This window comes from Streptomyces sp. NPDC041200, assembly GCF_055591805.1.
Map to the genome: position 1 here is coordinate 184730 of NZ_JBVIZF010000011.1, position 25062 is coordinate 209791.

A 25062-nucleotide genomic window follows, 5' to 3' on the forward strand; every position below is an offset into this window, starting at 1 on the left:
GACACCCAGTAAGAGGACTCCCATGTGCGGACTTGCCGGTTTCCTTTCCCCTGAACTCCAGGGTGATGCCGCGCCCCAGGTCATCACCTCGATGCTGTCACTTATTCACCACCGCGGTCCGGACGAGGCGGGGTACTACCTCGACGACGGCATCGCGATGGGGGCCGTCCGCCTGTCGATCATCGACATCGCCGCGGGCTCACAGCCGATGTCGGACCCCTCGGGGCGCTACTGGATCTGCTTCAACGGCGAGCTGTACAACCACATCGAGCTGCGCGACGAATTACGCGGACTCGGCCGGACCTTCCGCACCCACTCGGACACCGAAGTCGTGCTGCAGGCGTGGATCCAGTGGGGGCCGTCCTGCCTCACGCGCTTCAACGGCGCCTTCGGCCTGGCGATCCGGGACGCGGCCACGGGTGAACTCTTCCTCGCCCGCGACCGGTACGGCAAGCGCCCGCTCTTCTACTCCGACCGCCCCGGCGCGTTCCTCTTCGCCTCCGAGATGAAGGCCTTCCGCGCGTTCCCCGGCTTCCGCTTCGAGCTGGACCCCCGGGAGCTGGCGTCGATCTTCGCCGTATGGACGCCGCTGCCCGACCGCACCCCGTTCCAGGGCATCCGCCAGATCCCGATGGGTGGCCTCCTCACCGTTCGCGGGGAGCGGCGCACCCTGCGCACGTACGAAGAGCTGCGCGTCGACGCGCCGCCGTTCACCGGAAGCGAGGAGGACGCGGCGGCGTTCGTCCGCGAGGAGCTGCGCAAGAGCGTCGAGGTGCGGCTGCGCAGCGATGTCGAGGTCGGCGTCTACTTGAGCGGCGGGCTCGACTCGTCCATTGTCACCAAGCTCGCGACCGACCTCTCCCGGAACCAGGTGCGCACGTTCTCGGTGGAGTTCGAGGACAAGACCTTCGACGAGTCGAGCAGTCAGCGCGCCGTCGCCGAGCACCTCGGCACGGTCCATTCCTCGCTCGCCATATCGAGCGCCGATATCGCGGAGAACTTCCCCTCGGCGGTCTACCACGCCGAAGTCCCGGCCTTCCGTACCGCGTTCGTTCCGATGTATCTGCTGTCGCGCCATGTGCGGGATGCCGGAATCAAGGTGATCCTGAGTGGTGAGGGGGCCGACGAGGCGTTCCTCGGCTATTCACTGTTCCGCGAGACCCTGCTGCGTACGTCGTGGAACGATCTGACGGACGAGGAGAGGGCGGCCAAACTCGGCAGCCTCTACCCCGAACTGGTCCATTTCGGGCCCGGCCATCGGAAGCATCTGACCGGGCTCTTCAGCCAGTTCTCCACCGAACGGCTGCCGGGACTCTTCTCGCACGAACTCCGCTACCAGAACGGCCGGTTCGCGGTGCGGTTGCTCAAGGAGCGCGACGAGCCGTTCGGGGATGTCCTCGACCTCGTCGGGACCGCGCCTGATTACGCCACGCTGTCGCCGACCCAGAAGGCGCAGTGGCTCGAATACAAGACGCTCCTCGCGGGCTATCTGCTGTCCACCCAGGGCGAGCGGATGAGCCTCGCGCACAGCGTCGAGAACCGCTGCCCGTTCCTCGACCCGGCCGTGGTGCGGGCGGCCGCGTCGGTGAACCTCACATACGACGATGGATTCCAGGAGAAGGCCATCCTCAAAAAGGCGTTCCACGGCGAACTGCCCCAATCCAGCCTGACTCGGCCCAAACAGCCGTATCGCGCCCCGGGCGCCGCCGCGTTCAAGGAGCGGCGCCCCGACTACATGGAACTGCTGCTCTCCGACGCCGAACTCGCGCAGCTCGACTGCGTCGACCCGGTCTTCGCCCGCAAGCTCGTCAACAAGGTCATGTCGACGCCCGATCCCGAGATCAGCACCAAAGAGGATCAGGCGTTCGTCTATCTGCTCTCCACCGCCGTCCTGAATCACCAGTACGTGCTGAACCGGGAGGACCGCGCGAGCGCGGAGCCCGGCGCGCGCATGGAGATACGGACCGCTGTCGACCACCGTCTGTCCCGGCTGTCCGTCGGAGGAACGCGATGAATCCCGCCGCCATGCCGCCTGTTGCCGCGCCGTCTACCGCTGACGACATCGCCGTGATCGGCCTCGCGCTGCGGCTCCCCGGTGCCAATACCCTCGACGAGCTGTCCGGGCATCTGACCGCGGGCCGCTCGCTCATCTCCGAAGTGCCGCCCGAACGGTGGTCCAAGGAACGCTACTTCGGCGACCCGAGGCGCGGTGCCGAAAAGACCAGCAGCGTCTGGGGCGGCTTCATCGACCACGCCGACTGCTTCGACGCCGCGTTCTTCCGCATCTCCCCGCGCGAGGCGGAGAGCATGGACCCGCAGCAGCGTTTCGCGCTCGAACTCGCCTGGAAGGCCATCGAGGACGCCGGATACCGGGCGAGCGACATCGCCGGGACCGCGACCGGCGTCTTCATGGGCGTGTGCCACGCGGACTACGCGGAGCTGATGGAACGCGACCGTGCGAAAACCGACGCCTATTTCCCCACCGGCACCGCCTATTCCATCATCGCGAACCGGGTCTCCTACCACTTCGATTTCCAGGGCCCGAGCATCACCAACGACACCGCCTGCTCCAGCTCGCTGGTGTCGGTGTACGAGGCCGTATCCGCCCTCCAGCGCGGCGAATGCGGGCTCGCGCTCGCCGGGGGCGTCAACCTGTGCTGGTCGCCCAAGCACTTCATCGCCTTCAGCCAGGCGGGGATGCTCTCGCGCACCGGCCGCAGCCGCGCCTTCGACCAGGACGCCGACGGCTATGTGCGCGGCGAGGGCGGCGCCGTCCTGCTGCTGAAGCCGCTCGCCCGGGCCATCGAGGACGGCGACCCCGTGCACGCCGTCATCAAGGGCATCGCCACCAACCACGGCGGCCGGACCAACTCCCTGACGGTCACCAACCCGGCCGCCCAGTCGCAGCTCATCGAGGGGCTCTACACTCGCGCCGGAATCCGTCCGGAGACCGTCAGCTACATCGAGGCGCACGGGCCGGGCACCCCGGTCGGCGACCCGATCGAGATCATCGCGCTCAAGCGGGCGTTCCAGAACCTGCACGCGGCGCAGGGCACCGAGGCGCGCCCGGAGACCTGCGGGGTCGGCTCGGTCAAGACCAACATCGGCCACTTGGAAGGCGCGGCGGGCGTGGCCGGAATGGCCAAGGTGATCGCCTCCCTCGCGGGCCGGACCCTGCCCGCGACCGTCGGTTTCGAGGCTCAGAACAAGCTCATCAAGCTGGACGGCAGCCCCTTCTTCATCGTGCGCGACACCCAGCCGTGGGGCGCTCCGGACCGGCAGGACGGACCGCTGCGGGCGGGCGTCAGCTCGTTCGGCTTCGGCGGTACGAACGCCCATGTGGTCCTGGAGGAGTACGTACGCGTACGGGACGATGACGAGCGCGCCGATGAGGTGGCGGGCGACGTGACGGGCCCGGAGGTTGTGCCACTCTCCGCCCGGACGTCCGAGCAGCTGCGCGAGGTCGCCCGGGAGCTGCTGGACCATCTGCGCACCCCGCACACCGGCGACGGCGCGGCGCGGCGGCTCGCCGACATCGCGTACACGCTCCAGATCGGCCGGGAGCCGATGCCCGCGCGTGTCGCGTTCGTCGCCGCGAGCCTGTCCGAACTCGGCGCGTCGCTCGCCTCGTTCGTGGACGGCGCGCTCGCCGAGGCGGCGGTGCACGGGGACGCGTACGACACGCCCGGGCTGCTGCGCGAGGCGACCCGCTGGGTCGAGGGCGAGACCGACACGGTCGACGTGGCCGCGCTCCACGGCGGCTACGGGGGCCGGCGGCGGGTACGGCTTCCCACCTACCCGTTCGCGCGGGAACGCCATTGGTTCCGGATCCCCGAGGCGCCGGCGGAGGAGGGCGCCGCGGCAATCCAGCCGCCTTCCTCGCTCGTCCAGCGCAACACCTCCGACGCGGGGGAGCAGCGCTACAGCGCGACGTTCACCGGGGACGAGCCCTTCCTCGCCGCCCATCAGGTGCGGGGCGCCCGGGTGCTGCCCGCCGCCGCCCATCTGGAGATGGCCCGGGCGGCGGCGCACGACGCGGCGAGCCCGGGGGCGACCGGCCTGCGGCTGCGCGATGTCACCTTCCTGCGTCCCGTGGTGGCGGGCGACGCGCCGCTCGACGTCCATGTGAACCTCGCCCCCGGGAACGGGAGCGCGCTCGCCTACCAGCTTTCCACGGGCGCGTCGGCGCACGACCCGTCGTGCGTGGTCCACAGCCGTGGCACCGCCGAGGTCGGCGGGCTCGACACGCCGGAGCCGGTCGACCTGACGGCGCGGCGCGCGGCGTGCCCCACGCGGCGCGCCCCCGGCGACGTCTACGCCACGTTCCATGACCAGGGGCTGGAGTACGGCGCCGCGATGCGCGGACTGGCCGAGATCTTCGTCGGGACGGACGAACTCGTCGCCCGGATCGCCCGGCCCGCGACGACGCCCGGGGGCCCGGGCCCCGTCCTGCCGCCGAGCGTCCTGGACGCGGCGCTGCAGGGGTCGGTGCTGCTGCTGAACGAGACGGGCGGCGGCGCGACACCGCCCCCGGGCCCGGCGCTGCCGTTCGCCCTGGACGCCCTGGAGGTCCACGGCCCCTGCCCGGACGACACCTGGGCCTGGGTCCGCCGCCGCGCCGGCGGCGGCTCGCTGGACACGTTCGACATCGACCTGTGCGACGCGCGGGGTGTCGTCGCCGTACGCATGCGCGGCCTGGTCCAGCGCCGGGTGGCCTCCGCGGCCAGCGAGACGGCGCGGCGCGGCGGGACGGGCGCGGCGCATCCGGTTGCCCCCGGGGAGAGTGCGCCCGGCGGCAGCACGGGCCGCGTCGTGACGGCCACCTGCCGGTGGGTGGACGCACCGTTCGAGGCACCACCGGACCCAAGCGAAGGCGCCCCCGCCGCGCATGCCACGACCGCGCGTGCCACGACCGCGCAGTGCCTGGCCGCGCACGGGCCGACCGTGCACGGCTTCATCGCCGGGGGCGGTTCGGTTGCGAGCGTGGCGGATGGCTCGCTCACACGACTGCCCGACATCACCCGCGACCGCCTCGCCGACGGCGTCGACGCCGCGCTGGGCGTCGTCTTCGCGCGCGTTCAGGAGCTGATGCGGTCGCGGCCGCAGCACGCGCAGCGTGTCCTCGTCCTCGTCGACGACCGCGTGCCCCGCCACTTCCACGCCCCGCTCGCCGGGCTCCTCCAGACCGCCGCCACCGAGAACCCCCTCGTCTCCGGGCGTGTCGTCCGTATCGCCGGGCTCGACACCGCCGCGCCCGAGCGTGTCGCCGCCGTCGTGGCCGCCGAGGCGCCCGCCCCCGCAGGGCCCGGCGAGGTCCGGTACGGCCACGACGGCACCCGCCAGGAGTGGCGGCCCGTGGACGTCGAGTTGGGCCAGGGGCCGCAGGTCCCGCCGCTGAAGGACGGCGGGGTCTACTGGCTGACGGGCGGACTCGGCGGCCTCGGACGGCACTTCGCGCGATACTTCGCGCGCTCCGGCCGGGTCACCGTCGTCCTGAGCGGCCGTACGGCGCCCGGGGCCGCGAGCGACGCGGCCCTGCGCGAGCTGCGGGCAGCGGGCGTGGACGCGCACTACCGGGCCGTCGACGTCGGCCGCGGGGAGGACGTGGAGCAGGCCGTCCGCGCCATCATCCGCGAACACGGCTCGCTCGACGGGATCGTGCACGCGGCGGGCGTGTTGCGCGACGGCTATCTCCTCACCAAGGGCGCGGCCGACCTGCCCGCCGTGCTGGAGCCGAAGGTGCGCGGCACGCTGCACCTCGACGCCGCCACGCGCGACCTCGGGCTCGACTTCTTCGCCGTCTTCTCGTCCGTCGCCGGGGTGTACGGCAACTCAGGACAGGCCGACTACGCGGCGGCGAACGCCTTCCTGGACGCCTTCGCGAACCACCGGCAGGCGCTGGTGGACATCGGGGAGCGGACCGGGCGGACCGTCGCCGTCAGCTGGCCGCTGTGGGCGGACGGCGGGATGACGGTCGACGCCGTGACCCGCGAGTCGATGCGCAAACAGCGCGGCTGGGAGCCCCTGCCGACCGAGGACGGACTGCGCGTGTTCGGCCGCGCGCTGGGCGACGCGCCCGGGCATGTCGTCGTCGCGTACGGCGCGGACGCCACGCTGGCGCTGGCGCGGCGCGATGAGCAGCGGCCCGCCACGCCCGCAACGGCTGTCGCGCCAGCGGGCGGTGACCTGACGGAGCCGACCGGGGAGCTGCTGAAGCGGATCCTCGGCGAGGTGCTGCACCACGAGCCCGACGCGTTGGACACCACGGTCAACCTGGTCGAGTACGGCATCGACTCGCTCGCCATCCTGGAGACCACCGCGCGCCTCGAAGAACACTTCGGCCCGCTGCCGAAGACGGTGTTCTTCGAGTACGTCACCATCGAGGACGTCGCGGGCTATTTCCTCGCCTCGCACCGCGCGACGCTGGAAACGATCCTGGGCGGCGAGGGCCCGGCGGAACCCGAAGCAGATACGGAACCAGCAGCCGCGCCGGAGGCCGAAACCGCGGCGGCCGCGCCCCTGACCGTCACCGATCGCCCCACCGTGCCCTCGCGCGACGACTACCACGACATCGCCGTCATCGGCATCTCCGGCACCTACCCCGGCGCCGACACGATGGACGAGCTGTGGTCGCTGCTCGAAGAGGGCCGCCACACCTTCGAAGAGGTCCCGCGCGACCGCTGGGACCACGACGCGATCTACAGCCGCGACCGCGCCGTCCTCGGCAAGAGTTCCATCCGCACGGGGACGTTCCTGCGCGGCATCGACGCCTTCGACCCCCGCTACTTCCGCGTCTCCAAGCGCGACGCCGAGCAGATGTCGCCGGAGGTCCGGCTGTTCCTCCAGACCGGCGTCGAGGCGCTGGAGGACGCGGGATACTCACGCGAGACCATCCAGCGGCAGTACGGCGGCGACGTCGGCGTGCTCGTCGGGGCGATGAGCAACCACTACGGGCTCTACGGGTTCCAGAACAGCCTGACCCGGGGCTCCGCGGCGAGCGGCAGCTACACCGGCACGCTGCCCAACATGCTCTCGTACTTCTACGGGCTCACGGGGCCGTCGATCTTCCTTGACACCATGTGCTCGGGGTCCTCGGCCTGCGTCCACCAGGCCGTGCAGATGCTGCGCGCCCGCGAGTGCAAGATGGTCGTGGCCGGGGGAGTGAACCTCCTCCTCCACCCGTACAACCTCATCTCCTCCTCGCAGGAGCACTTCACCACCGCCACCTCCGACGTGATCCGCAGCTTCGGGCTCGGCGCGGACGGGACGATCCTGGGCGAGGGCGTGGGCGCCGTCGTCCTCAAGCCGCTGGTCGAGGCCGAGCGCGACGGCGACCACGTCTACGCGGTCATCAAGGGCACCGCGCTCACGAACGCGGGCGTCCGCAACGGCTTCACCGTGCCCAGCCCCCGCGCGCAGGCGCGGGCGGTCGAGAAGGCGATCGACGACGCGGGCGTGGACCCACGGACGATCAGCTACGTCGAGGGGCACGGCTCGGGTACGTCGCTCGGCGACCCGATCGAGGTCAAGGCGCTCACCGACGCGTTCCGCAAACACACCGGGGACACCCAGTTCTGCGCCCTCGGCTCGGTCAAGTCGAACCTGGGGCACCTCCTGCACGCGGCCGGAATGATCGGCTTCGCGAAGGTGATCCTCCAGATGCGGAAGGGCACGCTGGCGCCCTCGCTGCACAGCGACGAACTCAACCCGGACATCGACTTCAGCGGGACGCCCTTCCGCGTGCAGCGCGCCCTCGCCCCGTGGGAGCCGGTGACGGTCACGGCGGCCGACGGGCGTGTCGTCACCCATCCCCGGCGCGCCGGGATCACCTCGATCGGCGCGGGCGGGATGAACTCGCACATCATCCTGGAGGAATATCCGGGCCTGCCCGGACGCCACGATGTCCGCGACGGCCGCGACGAGTTGTTCGTCTTCTCGGCGATGACCGATGCCGCGCTGGACACCTCCCTCGCCCGTTTCCGCACGTATCTGACCGGGGCGGACGAGTCCGATCTGCCGTCGATCGCGTTCACGCTGCGCGTGGGCAAGAACGAACTCCCCCGGCGGTGGGCCTTCTTCGCGTCCGACACGCGCGGCGCCGTCGCTGCCATCGACCGTTATCTGGCGGGCGACCGCGACCTCACCACCGCGCTGCACAGCGACGACCCGCGCGCGGCGGCCGCGCGCGACCTCGGTACGACCTGGGCTGGCGGCAAGAGCGTCGACTGGGCGCGGCTCGGCGACCCGCGCCGACTGCGGCGTGTCCCGCTCCCCGCCTACCCCTTCGACCGCGTGTCGTGCTGGGTGACGCCCGAGCCCGGCGCGCCGAGCGTGCTCGCGCCGCTCGCCCTCCGCGACAAGCTCCACCCGTTCCTGGGCCGTAACGACTCCGATGTCGACGGACTGCGCTACACCCTGGACGTCCGTCTCGACGACCTGCTCGACTACGGATACCAGCGGGGCCGGGAACGGGACATCGTCCCCGCGTTCGCCCTGGACGTGGCGCTCGCCGTCGCCCGGATCTCCGGCCTCGCCGCCGATCCGGCAGCGGTGCGGGTCCGCGACCTCCGGGTCCTCGGCCCCATCGAGTGGACCGCCACGGAGCGTTTGACCATCACCCTGGACACGGCGCGTCCCGAGGCGGCCCACGGCGCCGTGTTCGCCGAGGACGCGTCGGGCGCGTGCACGCCTGTCGTGGAGTTCGACCTCAGCCCGGACGGGGCACCCGGCGCACCCGTCACGCCCGTCCCGGTGAGGCCCCGGGAATCCCTCCGCTTCGACGCCGTACGGACCCTCGACCAGCCGCAGACGCTGGCCGAACTCGCCGAGGGCGGGCTCGACTACGAACCCATGCTGTGCGGGATCGACAGGGCGTCCTGGCTGCGGGACGGACGACTGGTGCTCGCGGTCGCCGCCCCCGAACTCCAGCGGGACCACACCAAGCCGGGCGTCACGCTGGCCCCGCATGTCCTCGCGGCCCTCGACCAGGGCGCGCACCTCGTGGCGAAGAGCGCGGACATGCGGCACTGGGAGCGGCAGACCTGGCGGCACACCGCCGACGTACGCCTCCACACCGGCGCCCCCGACGTGGCGTACGTCGTGCTCGACTTGGCGGCCCGAGCCGAATCCGGATCCCTGGCCGGGAGCGTCACGCTGCTGGGTTCCGGCGGCGAGGTCGCGGTGGAGCTGACGGGTGTGCGCTACGGGGACCACGACACGCCCCGGCACGACACACCGCGTGACGTACCGCGTGACACACCGCGCGACGGCGGCATCGTCTCCTTCGTCGTGGACGAACTGCGCGGCATGGCCTCCGACATCCTCAAGTTCGACGCGGACGAGCTGGACGTCCACACGGGCTTCGACTCCTTCGGCTTCGACTCGATCTCGCTGGTCACCTTCTCGAAGCGCATCCACGAGCGGTTCGGCATCGACGTGAGCCCGGCGGTCTTCTTCGACGTCCGCACCTTCGACGCGCTGGGCCGCCACCTCGTCACGGAGTACGCGGAGCCGGTCCGCGCGGCGCACGAAGCAGGAACACCGCCTGCCGTACCGGAGCCGCCGCGCCGCGAGGTGGCAAGGCCCACCGCCGCGCCCGTGGCGAGCCCTGCCCCGGACCACGAGGACGGAGCGGACGGCGAGGAGGACGCGCCCGTGCCCATCGCCGTCATCGGCGCGGCGGGACGCTTCCCCGGCGCGCCCGACCTCGACACGTACTGGGCGAATCTCATCGAGGGCAAGGACTCGGTCACGGAGTTCCCGCGCCACCGCTACGACGCCACCTACCAACGCGTCGTGGACGAGGCCGACTTCCCGCGCCACGCGGGTGTCCTGGACGACGTCGACGCGTTCGACGCGGGCTTCTTCCGGATCTATCCGCGCGAGGCCGAGCTGATGGACCCGCAGCACCGGCTGGCCCTCGAAACGGTGTGGGGCGCGCTGGAGGACAGCGCGTACACCCGCGCGGACCTGCCCCGGAACACCGGGCTCTTCCTGGGCGTGTCGGGCACGGACTACGCCACGCTGCTCACCACGTACGGCGTGGAGCCGGACGCGTTCACCTCTACCGGCAACGCGCACTCGATGCTCGTCAACCGCGTGTCGTACGTGCTCGACATCCGTGGCCCCAGCCAGCCGGTCGACACCGCCTGCTCCAGTTCGCTCATCGCCGTCCACCGCGCCCTCGACGCCGTGCGCTCCGGCGCGTGTGAGGTGGCGATCGCGGGCGGGGTGAACCTGCTGCTCAGCGTCGACACGTTCGTGAGCGCGCAGCGCGCGGGCATGCTCAGCCCGGACGGCCGGTGCAAGACGTTCGCCCGGGACGCGGACGGCTACGTACGCGGCGAGGGCGTCGGCGCCGTCGTCCTCAAGCCGCTGGCAGCCGCGGAACGGGACGGTGACGCCATCCTCGCGGTGTTGCGCGGCAGTGCCGAGAACCACGGCGGCCGGGCCAACTCGCTCACCGCGCCCAACGCCGACGCCCAGACCGAACTGGTGACGGCCGCGCTCGGCGGCCTCGACCCGGACACCGTCGGCTACATCGAGACGCACGGCACCGGGACCGCGCTCGGCGACCCCGTCGAGGTACGGGCGCTGCGGTCGGCGTTCCGGCGGCTGGGCGGCGGCGACACGGCCATCTGCGGCCTCGGATCGGTGAAGTCCAACATCGGCCACCTGGAGGCCGCCGCGGGCATCGCGGGGCTGCTGAAGGTGATCCTCGCGATGCGCCACGGGGTGCTCCCGGCGACCCGCCACTGCGCGGAGATCAACCCGTTCATCGAGCTGGACGAGGGCCCCTTCCGCATCGTGCGCGAGAACGAGCCGTGGCCCCGCCCACGCGACGATGGTGGCGCGGTCACGCCGCGCCGGGCAGGTGTCAGCAGCTTTGGCTTCGGTGGCTCCAACTGCCATGTGGTGGTCGAGGAGTACGTACCCAAGGCCGTCGAACGCGGCGCCGGCGGGACGCCGGACCACGCGAGCGTCATCGTCCCGATCTCGGCCCGTACGGACCAACAGCTCCAGCACGTCGCGCGCCGCCTCCTCGCGCACCTCGGCGACCCCGGCCGGTCGGACACGCTGCCCTCGATCGCCTGGACGCTGCAAAGCGGACGCGAGGCGATGGAACGGCGCACCGGCTGGGTGGTGGCCTCGCGGGACGAACTCATCGACAAACTCAGGGTGTTCGTCGAACGTGGCGAACGCGGCAGCGCGCCCAGCGGGGACCTCGGGGCGTTGCTCGCCCGCTGGACCGAGGGCGGCGACGTCGAGTGGCGCACGCTCTACGGGACGGACACCCCGCTCCGCGCCCACCTGCCCACGTACCCCTTCGCCCGCGAGCGTTACTGGATTCCCGGCACCGAAACCCCCGGGCCCACCGGCGACACCACTGACGACACCGCCGACGACTCATCGGCCCAGAGTCTCCTGCCCGTCATCGGCACGACCCTGCTCGTCCCCCGGTGGGCTCCGCGCCCCGCGCCCCCGGGTGGCGGCACCGCGCACACCTACGCCCGCCGCCTGGTGATCCTGTGCGGGGCGACGGCCACCGCGCGGGACACGGTCGAGCGACGGGTCCCCGGCGCCCGCTGCCACACCGTCACCACGGCCAAACAGCGCCTGGACAGCCGCTTCGCGGACCTCTCACGACAGGTCTTCGAGACCGTCCGCGAGCTGACCGCCGAGCCCGCCGCAGGCGGCGGCGCCACCCTCGTACAGGTGGTGGTCCCGACGGACGGCGACGACGCGACCCTGCTGGCCCTCGCGGGCCTGCTGCGCACGGCGGCGCTCGAAAGCCCCCGGTTCACGGGCCAGATGATCGGGCTGGACGGCGCGTCCACGGAGGCCACCGTGGCCACCGCCGTCGCGGACAACGCACGCGCCACGGACGGCGATGTGATCCGCTACGACGACGGCGTACGCACCGTCCAGACCTGGGACGTCCCGGCTCCGAACGCAGCGGCGGGCATCCCGTGGCGCGCGGGCGGTACGTACCTCATCACGGGTGGCGCGAGCGGCATCGGCGCCATCGTCGCCCGCCACATCGCCCACGGTGTGGACCGCCCGACGCTCGTCCTGGTCGGCAGGCGGGCCAAGGACAGCCACATCGACGCGCTCCTCGGCGAGTTGCGTGCCGCCGGTGCCGTGGCCCGCTACCAGCGCGCCGACATCTCGCGCTGGGAAGAGGTCCGTCACCTGGTCGCCGAAGTCCGCGAGGAGAGCGGCGAGTTGCACGGCGTCGTGCACTCCGCCGGGGTCCTCCGCGACGCCACGCTCGCGAAGAAGATGGCGGAGGAGTGGGACGACGTTCTCGCGCCCAAGGTCGACGGCCTCGTCCATCTCGACCGGGCCACCGCGAACGCACCGCTCGACTTCGTCCTCACCTTCTCCTCCGGCTCCGCCCTCACCGGGAACCCCGGCCAGGCGGACTACGCCACGGCCAACGCCTTCCTGGACGCCTTCGCCACGCTCCGCACCGCCCGCGTCGCCGCCGGGGAGCGCTCGGGGCGCACCCTGTCGATCGCGTGGCCGCTGTGGAAGGACGGCGGGATGGCGGTGGACGAGGCGACGCGCGCGTACCTCTGGCACAGCCGTGGCCTCGTCCCCATGGACTCGGTCGACGGGCTCGCCGCCCTCGTCCGCGCCTGGCGGCTCGGCGCGGACCGGGTGTGGGTGCACCACGGCGACCCGGACAAGGCGCTGCGAACCGCGCAGTTCGGCACGCCAGAGCACGCCACCGGCGCACCGGACAGCACACGCGGCACACCGGTACGCGCCACCAGCACACCGGACACCGCCCCCGCCGCGCGGCCCCGGCCCGGCCGTGCCGCCTCCGAGCGGGCCGGGCGCGAGGCGCTGCACCACCTCCTCGACCTCTTCGCGCGCGTCACCAAGGTCGCGCGCGAGGCCGTGGACGCCGATGAGCCGATCGGCGCGATGGGACTCGACTCGATCATGGTCGTGCAGCTGAACAAGGAGCTGTCCGCCAGGTACGGCGATGTCTCGAAGACCCTCTTCTACGAACACCCGACGCTGCGCGCGGTCGCCGCACACCTCGCGACGGAGCACGCGTCACCGGCCCCCGAGGACACCGCCCCCGTGGACACAGCCCCCGTGGAGACCACCGTGACACCCGACCCCACCCCCTCTGAACAGCAGCCCGCTCCCTCGCCCTCACCCGGGGCGCGTGAGCCCATCGCCATCATCGGCATGAGCGGCCGCTATCCGCAGGCCGAGAACCTGGCCGCCTTCTGGGAGAACCTCAAGGCGGGCCGCGACTGCGTCGGCGAGATTCCGGCCGACCGCTGGTCGCTGGACGGCTTCTACGAGCCGGACCGCGCGACAGCCGTCGCCACCGGCCGCAGCTACAGCAAGTGGGGTGGTTTCCTGGAGGACTTCGCGGCGTTCGACCCGCTCCACTTCCAGATCGCGCCGCGCGACGCGTACGCGATGGATCCGCAGGAGCGGCTGTTCCTGCAGGCGTCGTGGGAGGTGCTGGAGGACGCCGGATACGCACGCGAGGAGCTGGCGCGCCGCCACCAGCGCCGGGTCGGTGTGTTCGCGGGCGTCACCAAGACGGGCCACGCCCGGCACGGCGTGCGGCGGCTGCCGTCGGGGGAGACGGCGGCTCCGGTGGTCTCGTTCGCCTCGCTCAGCGCCCGTACCTCGTACGTTCTCGATCTGCGCGGGCCGAGCCTGACGCTCGACACGATGTGTTCCGCGTCGCTCACCGCCATCCACGAGGCGTGTGAGCATCTGCACCAGGGCGCGTGCGAGCTGGCCATCGCCGGTGGCGTCAACCTCTATCTGCACCCGCAGGACTACGTCGAACTGTGCGGCTCCACCATGCTGTCGGCCGACGCGCGGTGCCGGAGCTTCGGCAGCGGTGGCGACGGCTTCGTGCCCGGTGAGGGCGTCGGCTGTGTCCTGCTGAAGCCGCTGTCGCGCGCCCTCGCCGACGGCGACCGCGTGCTCGCGGTGATCCGCGGGACGAGCATCAACCACGGTGGCCGCTCCAACGGCTACACGGTGCCCGACCCCGGCGCCCAGGCCGAGCTGATCCGGGACGCGATGACCCGCGCCGGGGTCTCCGCCCGCGAGGTGAGCTACGTCGAGGCGCACGGCACCGGAACGGAGCTGGGCGACCCGATCGAGGTGAAGGGCCTGTCGCTCGCCTTCGAGCAGGACACCCAGGACACGCAGTACTGCGCGCTCGGCTCTGTGAAGTCGGGGATCGGCCACCTGGAGGCCGCGGCGGGTGTCGCCGGGCTGACGAAGGCCGTCCTCCAGCTCCGCCACGGGCAGCTCGTGCCGAGCCTGCACGCGGAGGAGCCGAACCCGAACATCGCCTTCGAGCGGACTCCGTTCTTCATCCAGCGTGAGCTGAGCGCGTGGGAGTCGGGCGGCCGTCCCCGCGTCGCGTCCGTCTCGTCGTTCGGCGCGGGTGGTTCCAACGCCCATGTGATTGTCGAGGAGTACGCCGCTGAGCAACCGCCTCCCACGGGCGGGGTGGCCGACGGCGCCGAGCACATCGTCGTCCTCTCGGCCCGTACGCCGGAGCAGCTGCACACGTCGGCCGCGCGGCTTGCCACGTTCCTCGGCAGCGAGGACGTCCGGCTCGCCGACCTCGCCTTCACCCTTCAGGTCGGGCGCGAGGCCATGAAGGAACGGCTCGCGGTGGTCGCGGCGTCGGTGCCCGAACTGCGTGACGCGCTGCGTGCCTACGTGAACGGCGGCGGGGACGCCGACGGGGCGCCGGGCGTGTACCGGGCCACCGCGGGCCACGCGCAGGGCGCCCTCGCCGAGATCGCCGCCGACGACGACCTCCGGGATCTGCTGGTCCAGCGCTGGGCCCGGGCCGGGAAGGCGGCCAAGCTCGCGGCCCTGTGGGTCGAGGGCGTGGAGCCCGACTGGCACGCGTTGCACGCACCGGCGACGCCGCGGCGGATCGCGCTGCCCACGTACCCGTTCGTCAAGGACCGGTACTGGATCGGGGACCTCGATCCGGTGGACGAGACGCCACACGTGGCCGTACGCCAGAACGCGCGGATCGCCGAGCAACCCACCGAACCGACGGCCCCGCCGGAGGAACCGCTCGACGCCCAGGTGGCCCGCGTGGTGCGCGGCAAGCTCGCCAAGGCGCTCGCGGTGCGGGAGAACGAGGTCGAGGGCGGCCACGCCTTCGCCGACTACGGGCTCGACTCCATCCTCGGCGTCCGGCTCGTCCATGACCTCAACGAGACCCTGGCGCTCGACCTCCCGACGAGTGTCATCTACGACCACAGCACGGCGGACCGCCTCACCGCCCACATCCTGGGCGACCACCGCCCCGTCGTCGCCCGCACCGAGCCCCGACCGGCCCCGGGCAGCGCCCCGTCCACCACAGGGCCCGCGACGCCACGGCCGCCGATCGCCATCGTCGGCATCAGCGGCCGGTTCCCCGGATCGGACTCGCCGGACGAGCTGTGGGAACACCTCGCCGCGGGCCATGACCTCGTCGGCGAGACCACCCGCTGGAACGTGGACAACACGGGCAACGGCGCCGCGAAGCGCTGCACACGTGGCGGATTCCTCGACCACATCGACGAGTTCGACCCGCTGTTCTTCAACATCTCCGGCGTCGAGGCCGCCATCATGGACCCGCAGCAGCGGCTGCTGCTGGAAGAGTCCTGGAAGGCCCTGGAGGACGCCGGATACGCGGGCCACCGGATGAGCGACGTGCGCTGCGGCGTCTACGTCGGCTGCTGGGACGGCGACTATCAGGAGCTGCTGGGCGAGGACGCGCCCGCCCAGGCGTTCTGGGGCAACACGGCGTCGTTCATCCCCAGCCGGATCTCCTACTTCTTGAACCTCAAGGGCCCCGCCATCGCGGTGGACACCTCCTGCTCCAGTTCCCTCGTCGCCATCGACCTGGCCTGCAAGGACCTGGCGGCGGGCGAGACCTCGATGGCGCTCGCGGGCGGTGTGTACGTCCAGTCGACACCGCGCCTGTACGACCTGGCCGGGCGCGCCGGGATGCTCTCGCCGACCGGCCGCTGCCACACCTTCGACCACCGCGCGGACGGTTTCGTCCCCGGCGAGGCGGTCGGCGCGCTGGTGCTCAAGCGGCTCGACGACGCCCTCGCCGACGGGGACCACGTCTACGGCGTGATCCGCGCGTCGGGGGTCAACCACGACGGCGCGACCAACGGCATCACCGCGCCCAGCTCCGCGTCCCAGGAGAGCCTGCTGCGCGAGGTGTACGACGCGTACGGCATCGACGTGGAACACATCCAGCTGGTCGAGGCGCACGGCACGGGCACCAAGCTGGGCGATCCGATCGAGTTCCAGGCGCTCACCCGGGCGTTCCGCAAGGACACCGACAAGTCCGGTTACTGCGCCCTGGGTTCGGTGAAGACGAACCTCGGCCACACCCAGCACGCGGCGGGTGTCGCGGGTGTCGTCAAGGTGCTGCTGGCGCTGAAGCACCGGCAGATCCCCGCGTCGCTGCACTTCGAGGCCGCCAACGAGGCGGTGGAGCTGGAGGGCAGCCCGTTCTACCTGAGCACCCGCGCCCACCGCTGGGAGACGGCCCCGGGCGTCCCGCGCCGCGCCGTGGTCAGCTCGTTCGGCGCGAGCGGCACCAACGCGCACCTCGTCATCGACGAAGGACCCGCCCCCGTGCGCGTCCCGGCGCCGCGCCCCGTGTATCTCGTCGCCCTCTCGGCACACTCGCGCGACCAGCTCACCCAGCAGCTGACCCGCCTGGCCACCCACCTGCGCGGCCACCCCGGGCTCGACTGCGGCGACGTGGCGCACACGCTCGTCGCCGGACGCGAACACTTCGCGCACCGCTTCGCCTGCGTCGTCCGCGACCGCGACGAACTGGTCCGGGTCCTGGACGAAGGGCTCGACGGACCGCGCGCGTTCACCGGAGAGGCGGTGGCGGCGAGCGGTACGGGGGACCGCACACGGCTCGGCGAGGAGGCCCTGCGCCGCTGCTCCGGCGGTACCGGACACACCGACGCGCCGCTCGGCTACCGCACGGACCTCGAACTGCTCGCCGAGCTGTTCGTCCAGGGCGAGGCGCTCGACTACGCCGAGGTGTTCCCGGAGACGGCGCGGCGCCGGGTGCCGCTGCCGACGTACCCGTTCGCCCGCGAACGCCACTGGCCGACGACGGCGGCACCCGCCCCCGCACCGGACCCCGCTCCCGCACCCGCCGCCCCCGAAGTGCCCGCCGTACGCCACCCGATGGTCTCCCAGCCCGCGCCCCACGCGGACGGCGGCCACCGCGCCGCCGCCACGCTGACCGGTGACGAGTCCTATCTGCGCGACCACACGGTCCACGGCCGCCGGATCCTGCCCGGGGTGGCCCACCTGGAGATGGCGCGGGCGGCCGCGGCCCACGCGCTCGGCGCCGACGCCACCACCCCGCTGCGGATGCGCAACGTCACCTGGGTGCAGGCGCTCGCCGTCGAGGGCGCGCCCGTGGACGTCGAGGTGCGGGTGAAGCCGTTCCAGGACGGTGGCGGTGTCTCCTTCGGCATCGCCTCCCAGTCCGCCGAGCCGGCCGTCCACAGCGAAGGCCGCGTCACGCGGTCGGACACCCCGCGCCCGGCGCCCCTCGACCTCGCGTCGCTGCGCGCGGACTGCCCGCACGCGGTGTCCCCGGCCCGCGTCGCCGGGGCACTGCGGGCCATGGGCATCGTGCACGGCGCGTCGCTGCGCGCGATCGAGGAGGCGTACACCGGCCCCGGCCTCGTCGTCGCCCGGCTCGCCCTCCCCGACGCGGCCGAGCACCCCGGCCACCCCGACGGGGCGTACGTCCTGCACCCGGCCATCATGGACTCCGCCATCCAGGCCTCGATGGCGCTGCATCTGGCCGACGGGGCCGAAGGGCCCCGGGACACCGCGATCCCCTTCGCGCTCGACCGGCTCGAACTCTTCGCCCCGTGCACTCCGGCGATGTGGGCCGTCGTCCGCGTCGCGGACAGCGCGGCGGAGGTGACCGCGCTCAGCAGGCTCGACATCGACCTCGTGGACGACACCGGCGCGGTGTGCGTGGCCATGACCGGATACACCTCGCGCCGGGTGCCCGAGCCGGTGCCGTCGCTGTACGCGCCGGTGTGGGAGCCGCTCGCGCCCGCCGCGTTCGGCGCGCCCGTACCGTCCGCGGCGGACCGCGTCCTGGTCGTCGGCGGCACCGCCGGGCAGCGGGCGGCGATCAGCGAGCGGTGCCCGCACACCACCGTGTGGAGCCTCGCGCCGGACGCGTCGGTCGACGAGGTCGCGGACGCGCTGCGAGAGGCCGGTCCGCTCGGCCACCTCGTGTGGATCGCGCCCGACACCGAGGTGGCGCTCACCGACGCGGCCGGTCTCGTCGCCGCCCAGCAGGACGGGGTCCTCGCGGCCTTCCGTATGGTCAAGGCGCTGCTGCGGACGCGGCACGACGCCCGGCCGCTCGGTCTGACCCTGGTCACCCGGCGCGCCGTCCCCACCCACGCCACCGATGAGGTCCGGCCCGTCCACGCCGGGCTGCACGGCCTCTTCGGATCGCTGGGGCAGGAGTACCCGAACTGGACGGTGCGCCGCCTCGACCTGGACGGCGACACCGAGTGGCCCGCGGACCTCGCGGCGCTTCCCGCGCATTCGCACGGCGACACCTGGGTGCGCCGCGCGGGCCAGTGGCTCGGCCGTGGGCTCGCCCCGTGTGCGACGGAAGCCACCGGCACCGAACGTTACCGTGAGGGCGGCGTGTACGTCGTGATCGGCGGCGCGGGCGGTCTGGGCGCGGCCTGGACCGAGCACGTGGTCGAGCGTTACGGCGCGCGGGTCGTGTGGATCGGACGCCGTGAGCGCGACGCGGACATCGACGCCAAGCTGCGCGCCGTCCACGGCCGCGGCGAGGTGACCTACCTCGCCGCCGACGCCACGGACCCCGCGGCCCTCGCCCGCGCCCACGGCGAGATCATCGACCGGTACGGGCGTATCGACGGCGTCGTCCAGGCGGCCCTGGTGCTCCGTGACCAGAGCCTGGCCAACATGGACGAGGACACGTTCCGCGCGAGCCTCGCGGCCAAGGTCGACGCGAGCGCGGCCATGGCGGCGGTGTTCGCCGACGACGACCTCGACTTCGCTCTCTTCTTCTCCTCGATCCAGTCGTTCACGACCGCGGCCGGGCAGAGCAACTACGCCTCCGGCTGCACCTTCGCCGACGCGTACGCCCACGCCCTGTCCGGGCAGTGGCCGGGCCCGGTGAAGGTGATGAACTGGGGCTGGTGGGGCAGCATCGGCAGCGTCGCCTCCGACTTCCACCGCGAGCGCATGGCCCGCTGGGGGCTGCTCTCCATCGAACCGCCGGAGGGGATGGCCGCGCTCGGCACCCTGCTCGGCGGCCCGCAGCGGCAGCTCAGCTTCGTCAAGCTCACCGAACCGGCCGCGCTCCAGCCGATCGACCCGGCCACCCGCCTCACCGTCTACGAACGCGACCCGGCCCCCCGCATCCCCGCCGACGCCCTGATGGCCCACTCCGGCCTCGCCGACAGCCAGGAGATCCTGCGTACGGTGGCCGACTGGCGCGCCGAGCGCGACGCCCTCCTCGGCCGCATGACCCGCGGCCACCTGGAGGCCATGGGCGTCGTAGGAAACGGCGAGACGTACGACGCGGGCGCCGCCACCGACCTCACCGCGCTCCGGACCCGCGGCGGCATCCTGGAGCGCTACACCACCTGGCTGGACCACGCGCTGCGGACGATGCCCGCCACCGCCCCGCCGCTCGACACGCTGAACCAGGAGTGGAAGGAGCGCTGCGCCGAGTGGTCCGCCGACCCCGACAAGCGGGCCGAGCTGCGGCTCGTCGACGCCACGCTCGCCGCCCTGCCCGACATCCTGACCGGCCGCACCCGGCCGACCGACATCATGTTCCCGCGCGGCTCCCTCGAACTCGTCGAGGGCTGCTACAAGAACAACCGCGTGGCGGACACCTTCAACCGCGCCATGGCGGACGCCGCCGTCGGCGTCGTGTCCGAGCGGCTGCGCCGTGATCCCGGCGCGCGGCTGCGCGTCCTGGAGATCGGCGCCGGTACCGGCGGCACCAGCGTGGGCCTGTTCGCGGCGCTGCGCCCCTACCAGGACCACATCGAGCAGTACCTGTACACCGACCTCTCGAAGGCATTCCTGAACCACGCGCAGAGCGAGTACGGGCCCGACGTCCCGTACCTGGACACCACGCGCCTCGACGCCGAACAGCCGCTCGCCGCACAGGGCATCGAGGTCGGCGGCTACGACCTGGTCGTCGCCGCCAACGTCCTGCACGCCACCCGCGACACCCGCACCACCCTGCGCAATGCCAAGTCGGCACTGCGCGACGGGGGTTGGCTGCTGCTCAACGAGCTGTGCTCGTTCGATGTGTTCAGCCACCTCACCTTCGGGCTGCTGGAGGGCTGGTGGCTGTTCGAGGACGCGTCGCTGCGCATCCCGGGCTCGCCCGCGCTGTCGCCCGAGAGCTGGCGCGACGTCCTCCACGGCGAGGGCTTCCCGTCCGTCGTCCTGGTGCTGCCGCAGGCCCGGGCTCTCGGGCAGCAGATCATCGCGGCCGAGAGCGACGGCATCGCCCGCGGGCCGGTGTCCGGGTCCGTGGCCGACGCCCGCCCCGCCCCCGAACCCAACCGGCCCGTGGCCCTCGCCCCCACACCCGATGAGCCCGCCACCGGTCCTTCCGCCGAGTCGCGCGCCGCGACCGTGGTGGCCTACCTCCGGGAGAAGGCCGCGGCCACCCTCAAGATCCCGGCGGAGAAGATCGATCCGTCGGTGTCGCTCATCCAGTACGGCATGGACTCGATCCTCGTCCTGCAACTCGCCAACGCGCTGCGCGAGGACTTCGACGACGTCTCGCCCACCCTCCTCTTCGACGCCGAATCGGTCGACGAGCTGTCCGCCCACTTCCTCGACACCTACCGCGACCGCGTGGACGCCCTCGTGCTCCGCCGCGGCCAGGAGGCCTGATGGCGCTGCCGATAAACGACCCCGGACCCGCCAGGATCGTGGTGGGCATCACCGGCGCCACCGGGGCCGTGCTGGGCGTGCGGCTGCTGGAGCGGCTGCGCGAGCACGGCGGGGTGGAAACGCATCTGGTGGTCAGCCGCTGGGCGCGCTCCACCATCGAGTACGAGACGTCGATGAGCGTCCGCGAGGTAGCGGCCCTCGCCGATGTCACCCACAACCCCGAGGACCAGGGCGCGGCCATCTCCTCGGGCTCCTTCCGCACGGACGGCATGGTGATCGTCCCGTGCAGCATGAAGACCCTCGCGGCGATCCGCGTGGGCTTCGCCGACGGCCTGGTGGCCCGCGCCGCCGACGTCACCCTGAAGGAGCGCCGCAAGCTGGTCCTGGTGCCCAGGGAAACCCCGCTGAGCGACATCCACCTGGAGAACATGCTCGCGCTGTCCCGGATGGGCTCGGTGATCCTGCCGCCGGTGCCCGCCTTCTACCAGCACCCGGAGACGGTCGACGACATCGTCGACCACACCGTCACCCGCGTGCTGGACCAGTTCGGCATCGACACGCCCAAGGCCTGCCGATGGAACGGGATGCGCGACGCCCGGCAACACGCCCGACCCCGACACCGAGGTGAGGACGAAACCGCATGAATCACCTGTCCAGTCTGCGCGACTACCTGGACGCCCTGGCCAAGCTCGACGATCTGCGGGTCATCGACGACGAGGTGGACGCCGAGCTGGAGATCGGTGCGATCGCCCGCTACGCCACCGAACACCGGGCCCCGGCCCATCTGCTGTCCCGCATCCGGGGCTTCGCGCCCGGTTTCCGGGTCCTCACGGCGCCCGCCGCGTACAGCAGCGTCCCCGACAGCCCGTACGCCCGGGTCGCGCTCTCCCTCGGGCTCGACCCGGACACCCGGCCGCTGGAGCTGCTGGACGGGCTGGTCGCCGCCCAGTCGGCCACCCCCGTACCGCCCGTCACGGTGGCATCGGGGCCCTGCCAGGAGAACGTCCTGCTCGGCGCGGACGCCGACCTGACCCGCTTCCCGTTCCCGCTGCTGCACCACGGCGACGGCGGCCGGTACGTCAACACCATCGGCACCTTCGTCCTGCGCAGCCCGGACCGCCGCTGGACCAACTGGGGCATCGCGCGGGCCATGCTGCACGACGCGCACCGCATGGCCACCTTCACCGGTTCGCCGCAGCACGTCGGCCTCATCGACGACATGTGGCGCGAACGCGGCGAGCGCACTCCCTTCGCGCTGGTCCTCGGCGCCGAGCCCGCCGTCCCGTTCGTGTCCACCATGTCGCTGCCGGAGGAGGTGGACGAGGCCGCCTACCTCGGCGCCTACTACGGCAGGCCGGTGGAGCTGGTCCGCTGCCGGACCGTCGACCTGGAGGTGCCCGCCACCGCCGAGATCGTCATCGAGGGGTACATCAACCACGACGAGCTGGTACCGGAAGGCCCGATGGGCGAGTTCGCGGGCTACATCCCCGACTGGGAGGTGGAACTGCCCGCGTACACCGTCACCGCCATCACCCACCGCAACGATCCGATCATGCCGGTGGTGTGCGCGGGCAAGCCGGTCGACGAGGACCACACCCTCATCGGGCTGACCCACTCCGCCCGCTGGACCCACTATCTGCGCGAGGCCGGGCTGCCGGTCGCCGCGGCCTGGATGATCCCGGAAACGGCGGTCCACGTGCTGGCCGTCACCGTGGACGCCGACTGGCGCGAACGCACCGGCTTCACCTCCTCCGAGCAGCTGTGCCGGGCCATCGGCGAGGCGTGCGACGCCTTTCCGCACGGGGGGTGGTGGGTCACCCGGATCATGGTCCTCGACCACGACATCGACCCGACCGACCTGCGCGATGTGCTGTGGGGCTTCGCCACCCGCTCGCACCCCAGCACCGGCATCCATGTCCTCCCCGACACCGCCATCATGCATCTGATGGTGTGTTACACCGACGACGAACGGGAGACCGGCCGCGGCCCGACCGTCCTGTTCGACTGCCTCCGCGAGGACAAGCTGAACATCGCCTCCTTCGCCGAGAACTACCCCGAGGCGGTGCGACAGCGCACCCGCGAACTCCTCGCCACCGCACGGCCGTTGGGTGACTCGCTCTAGCCTGGGCGCGGAGCGGCCCCGCCACCGGCGGGGCCGCTCTCCTTCAATCCGCTCAGCCGTTCGGCCGTTCAGCCCGTCAGCCCCGCGTCACGGGCCAGGAGGGCGGCCTGGACGCGGTTGGTGACGTCCAGCGCGGACAGGATGCGGCTGACGTGGGCCTTGACGGTGCTTTCCCGCATGGCGAGGCGGGTGGCGATGTCCGCGTTCGTATCGCCTCGGGCGAGCAGGGCCAGCACATCCCGTTCCCGGGGAGTGAGCCGGTCCAGGCGGGCCCGGGCCGCGGTGGCCTTCGGCTGGGTGGTGGCGTGGTAGCGGTCGATGAGGCGGCGGGCCGCGGCGGGGTGGAGCATGGCAGAACCGGCGGCCACCAGATGGACGGCGCGCAGGATGTCGGCCGGGTCGGTGTCCTTGAGCAGGAAACCATCGGCTCCGGCTGCGAGGGCGTTGTAGACGTATTCGTCGAGGTCGAAGGTGGTCAGTGTGATCACCTTCGGGGGGTGGGGGAGGGTTCGCAGCCGGGTCGTGGCGGTGATGCCGTCCATGCGGGGCATGCGCACGTCGACGAGGGCGACGTCGACGTGGTGTGCGGTGGCCCGCTCGATGGCCTGGAGACCGTCGGCGGCCTGGGCGACGACCTCGATGTCCTGGTCGCCTTCGAGGAGGTCGGCCAGGCCGAGCCGGACTAGGGCGTCATCGTCGACGATCATGGCGCGGATCATGTGCGGGTGCCGTTCTGCTCGGTGCCTGCCGGGTGTTCGGTGCCTGCCGGGTGCTCGGCGTGTGAGGGGTGGGGGAGGCGAGCGGCGACCCGCCAGGCCCCCGCACCGGCCGGTCCGGCATCCAGCTGGCCGCCGAGCGCGGTGACACGTTCGCGCAGACCCACGAGCCCGTAGCCGCCGCCGACCGTGTCCGTGCGTGCGGCGCCGGGGGAGTTGGTGGCCTCGACCAGGGTGTCGGGCGGTCCGTAGCCGACGCGTACGGTCACCTCGGCGCCGTCCGCGTGCTTGCGGGCGTTGGTCAGCGCCTCCTGGACGATGCGGTACACGGCCAGCCGATGCGTGGTGGGAGCCCGCTCGGGAAGCCCGTCGGCCGTCAGCCCGACGCGCTGCCCGGCCGCACGGGCCTCGTCGACCAGCTCCCGCACATCCCGCAGCACGGGGGCGAGCGCCGAACTCGCCGGAGCGGAGCCGGGGTGACGCAGGGCGCCGAGCACATCACGCAAGTCGGCCAGGGCCTCCGTGGACGTCGTCCGCAGCAGGCCAAGGCGGTCGGCCACGGGCGCGGGCAACGTGTCGCCCTTGGTGACCAGGACGCCGGTGTGCAGGGCGATCAGGCTCAGGCGGTGGGCCAGCACGTCGTGCATCTCCGCGGCGATACGGGACCGCTCCGCGGCACGGGCCGCCTCCTCGCGCAGCTGCGACTCGACCCGCAGGTGCTCGACCTGGCCGGCCAGCGCGGCGACCAGCCGCCGCCGGTTGCCCAGCCACAGGCCACCGACCACGACCAGCAGCAGGAACACGATGGATCCGTACTGCTGCGGCGTCCACAGTGAGGAGGGCGGGCGAGTGATCAGGTTGCCGCCCAGCGCGGTGGCGATACTGGCTACCGCCACACGCGCGCGGCGGTGCGCGGCCAGGTCGAACAAGGCGACCAGCAGCAGCGGGAGTACGGGCCATCCCCACCACGACGTGGCCGCGGTGACCATCAGCGGGGCGGCCTGCCAGGGCAGTCGGCGCACGAGCAGGGCCACCGCGCACAGCACGGCGGCGATGGGCTCAGGGGCCAGATAGCCGTCATCGCTGACCGCCGCACCGTTCTGCGCGGCGATCGAGCCCAGCACCACCACCAGCCCGGCCCGACCGTACGCGGCCCGCCCCGGGCCCTCTCGCCAGCTCATCCAGCCAATCCTAGGCAGGCACGGCGCACCCCCATCCGACGAACGGCTACGCCGACCCCCA

General features: G+C 72.5%; 6 protein-coding genes. 4 read left to right on the forward strand and 2 right to left on the reverse strand.

Annotation, left to right across the window (positions count from 1 at the left end; translation table 11 throughout):
- Positions 1–22 precede the first annotated feature (22 nt).
- The 4 genes from asnB to ACZ6CL_RS24610 are packed head-to-tail and all read left to right on the forward strand — an operon-like array spanning position 23 to position 23104.
- Positions 23–2014, forward strand: coding sequence for an asparagine synthase (glutamine-hydrolyzing) (gene asnB / locus ACZ6CL_RS24595; protein WP_468938781.1), 1992 nt, complete (start codon positions 23–25; stop codon positions 2012–2014).
- Positions 2011–20982, forward strand: a complete 18972-nt coding sequence (locus tag ACZ6CL_RS24600) for an SDR family NAD(P)-dependent oxidoreductase (RefSeq protein WP_468938782.1) — start codon at positions 2011–2013, stop codon at positions 20980–20982. The genes asnB and ACZ6CL_RS24600 overlap by 4 nt, the downstream gene beginning before the upstream one ends.
- Positions 20982–21626, forward strand: coding sequence for a non-oxidative hydroxyarylic acid decarboxylases subunit B (locus ACZ6CL_RS24605; RefSeq protein ID WP_468938784.1), 645 nt, complete (start codon positions 20982–20984; stop codon positions 21624–21626). The genes ACZ6CL_RS24600 and ACZ6CL_RS24605 overlap by 1 nt, the downstream gene beginning before the upstream one ends.
- Positions 21623–23104, forward strand: coding sequence for a UbiD family decarboxylase (locus ACZ6CL_RS24610; RefSeq protein WP_468938786.1), 1482 nt, complete (start codon positions 21623–21625; stop codon positions 23102–23104). Before ACZ6CL_RS24605 ends, ACZ6CL_RS24610 begins: the two co-directional genes overlap by 4 nt.
- Before the next feature lie 68 nt (positions 23105–23172).
- Here ACZ6CL_RS24610 and ACZ6CL_RS24615 read toward each other — a convergent pair whose 3' ends face one another.
- On the reverse strand, positions 23173–23823 hold the full coding sequence (locus tag ACZ6CL_RS24615; protein WP_468938789.1) for a response regulator: 651 nt from the start codon (positions 23821–23823) through the stop codon (positions 23173–23175).
- Positions 23820–25001, reverse strand: coding sequence for a sensor histidine kinase (locus ACZ6CL_RS24620; RefSeq protein WP_468938791.1), 1182 nt, complete (start codon positions 24999–25001; stop codon positions 23820–23822). The genes ACZ6CL_RS24615 and ACZ6CL_RS24620 overlap by 4 nt, the downstream gene beginning before the upstream one ends.
- Between the last annotated feature and the right edge of the window lie 61 nt (positions 25002–25062).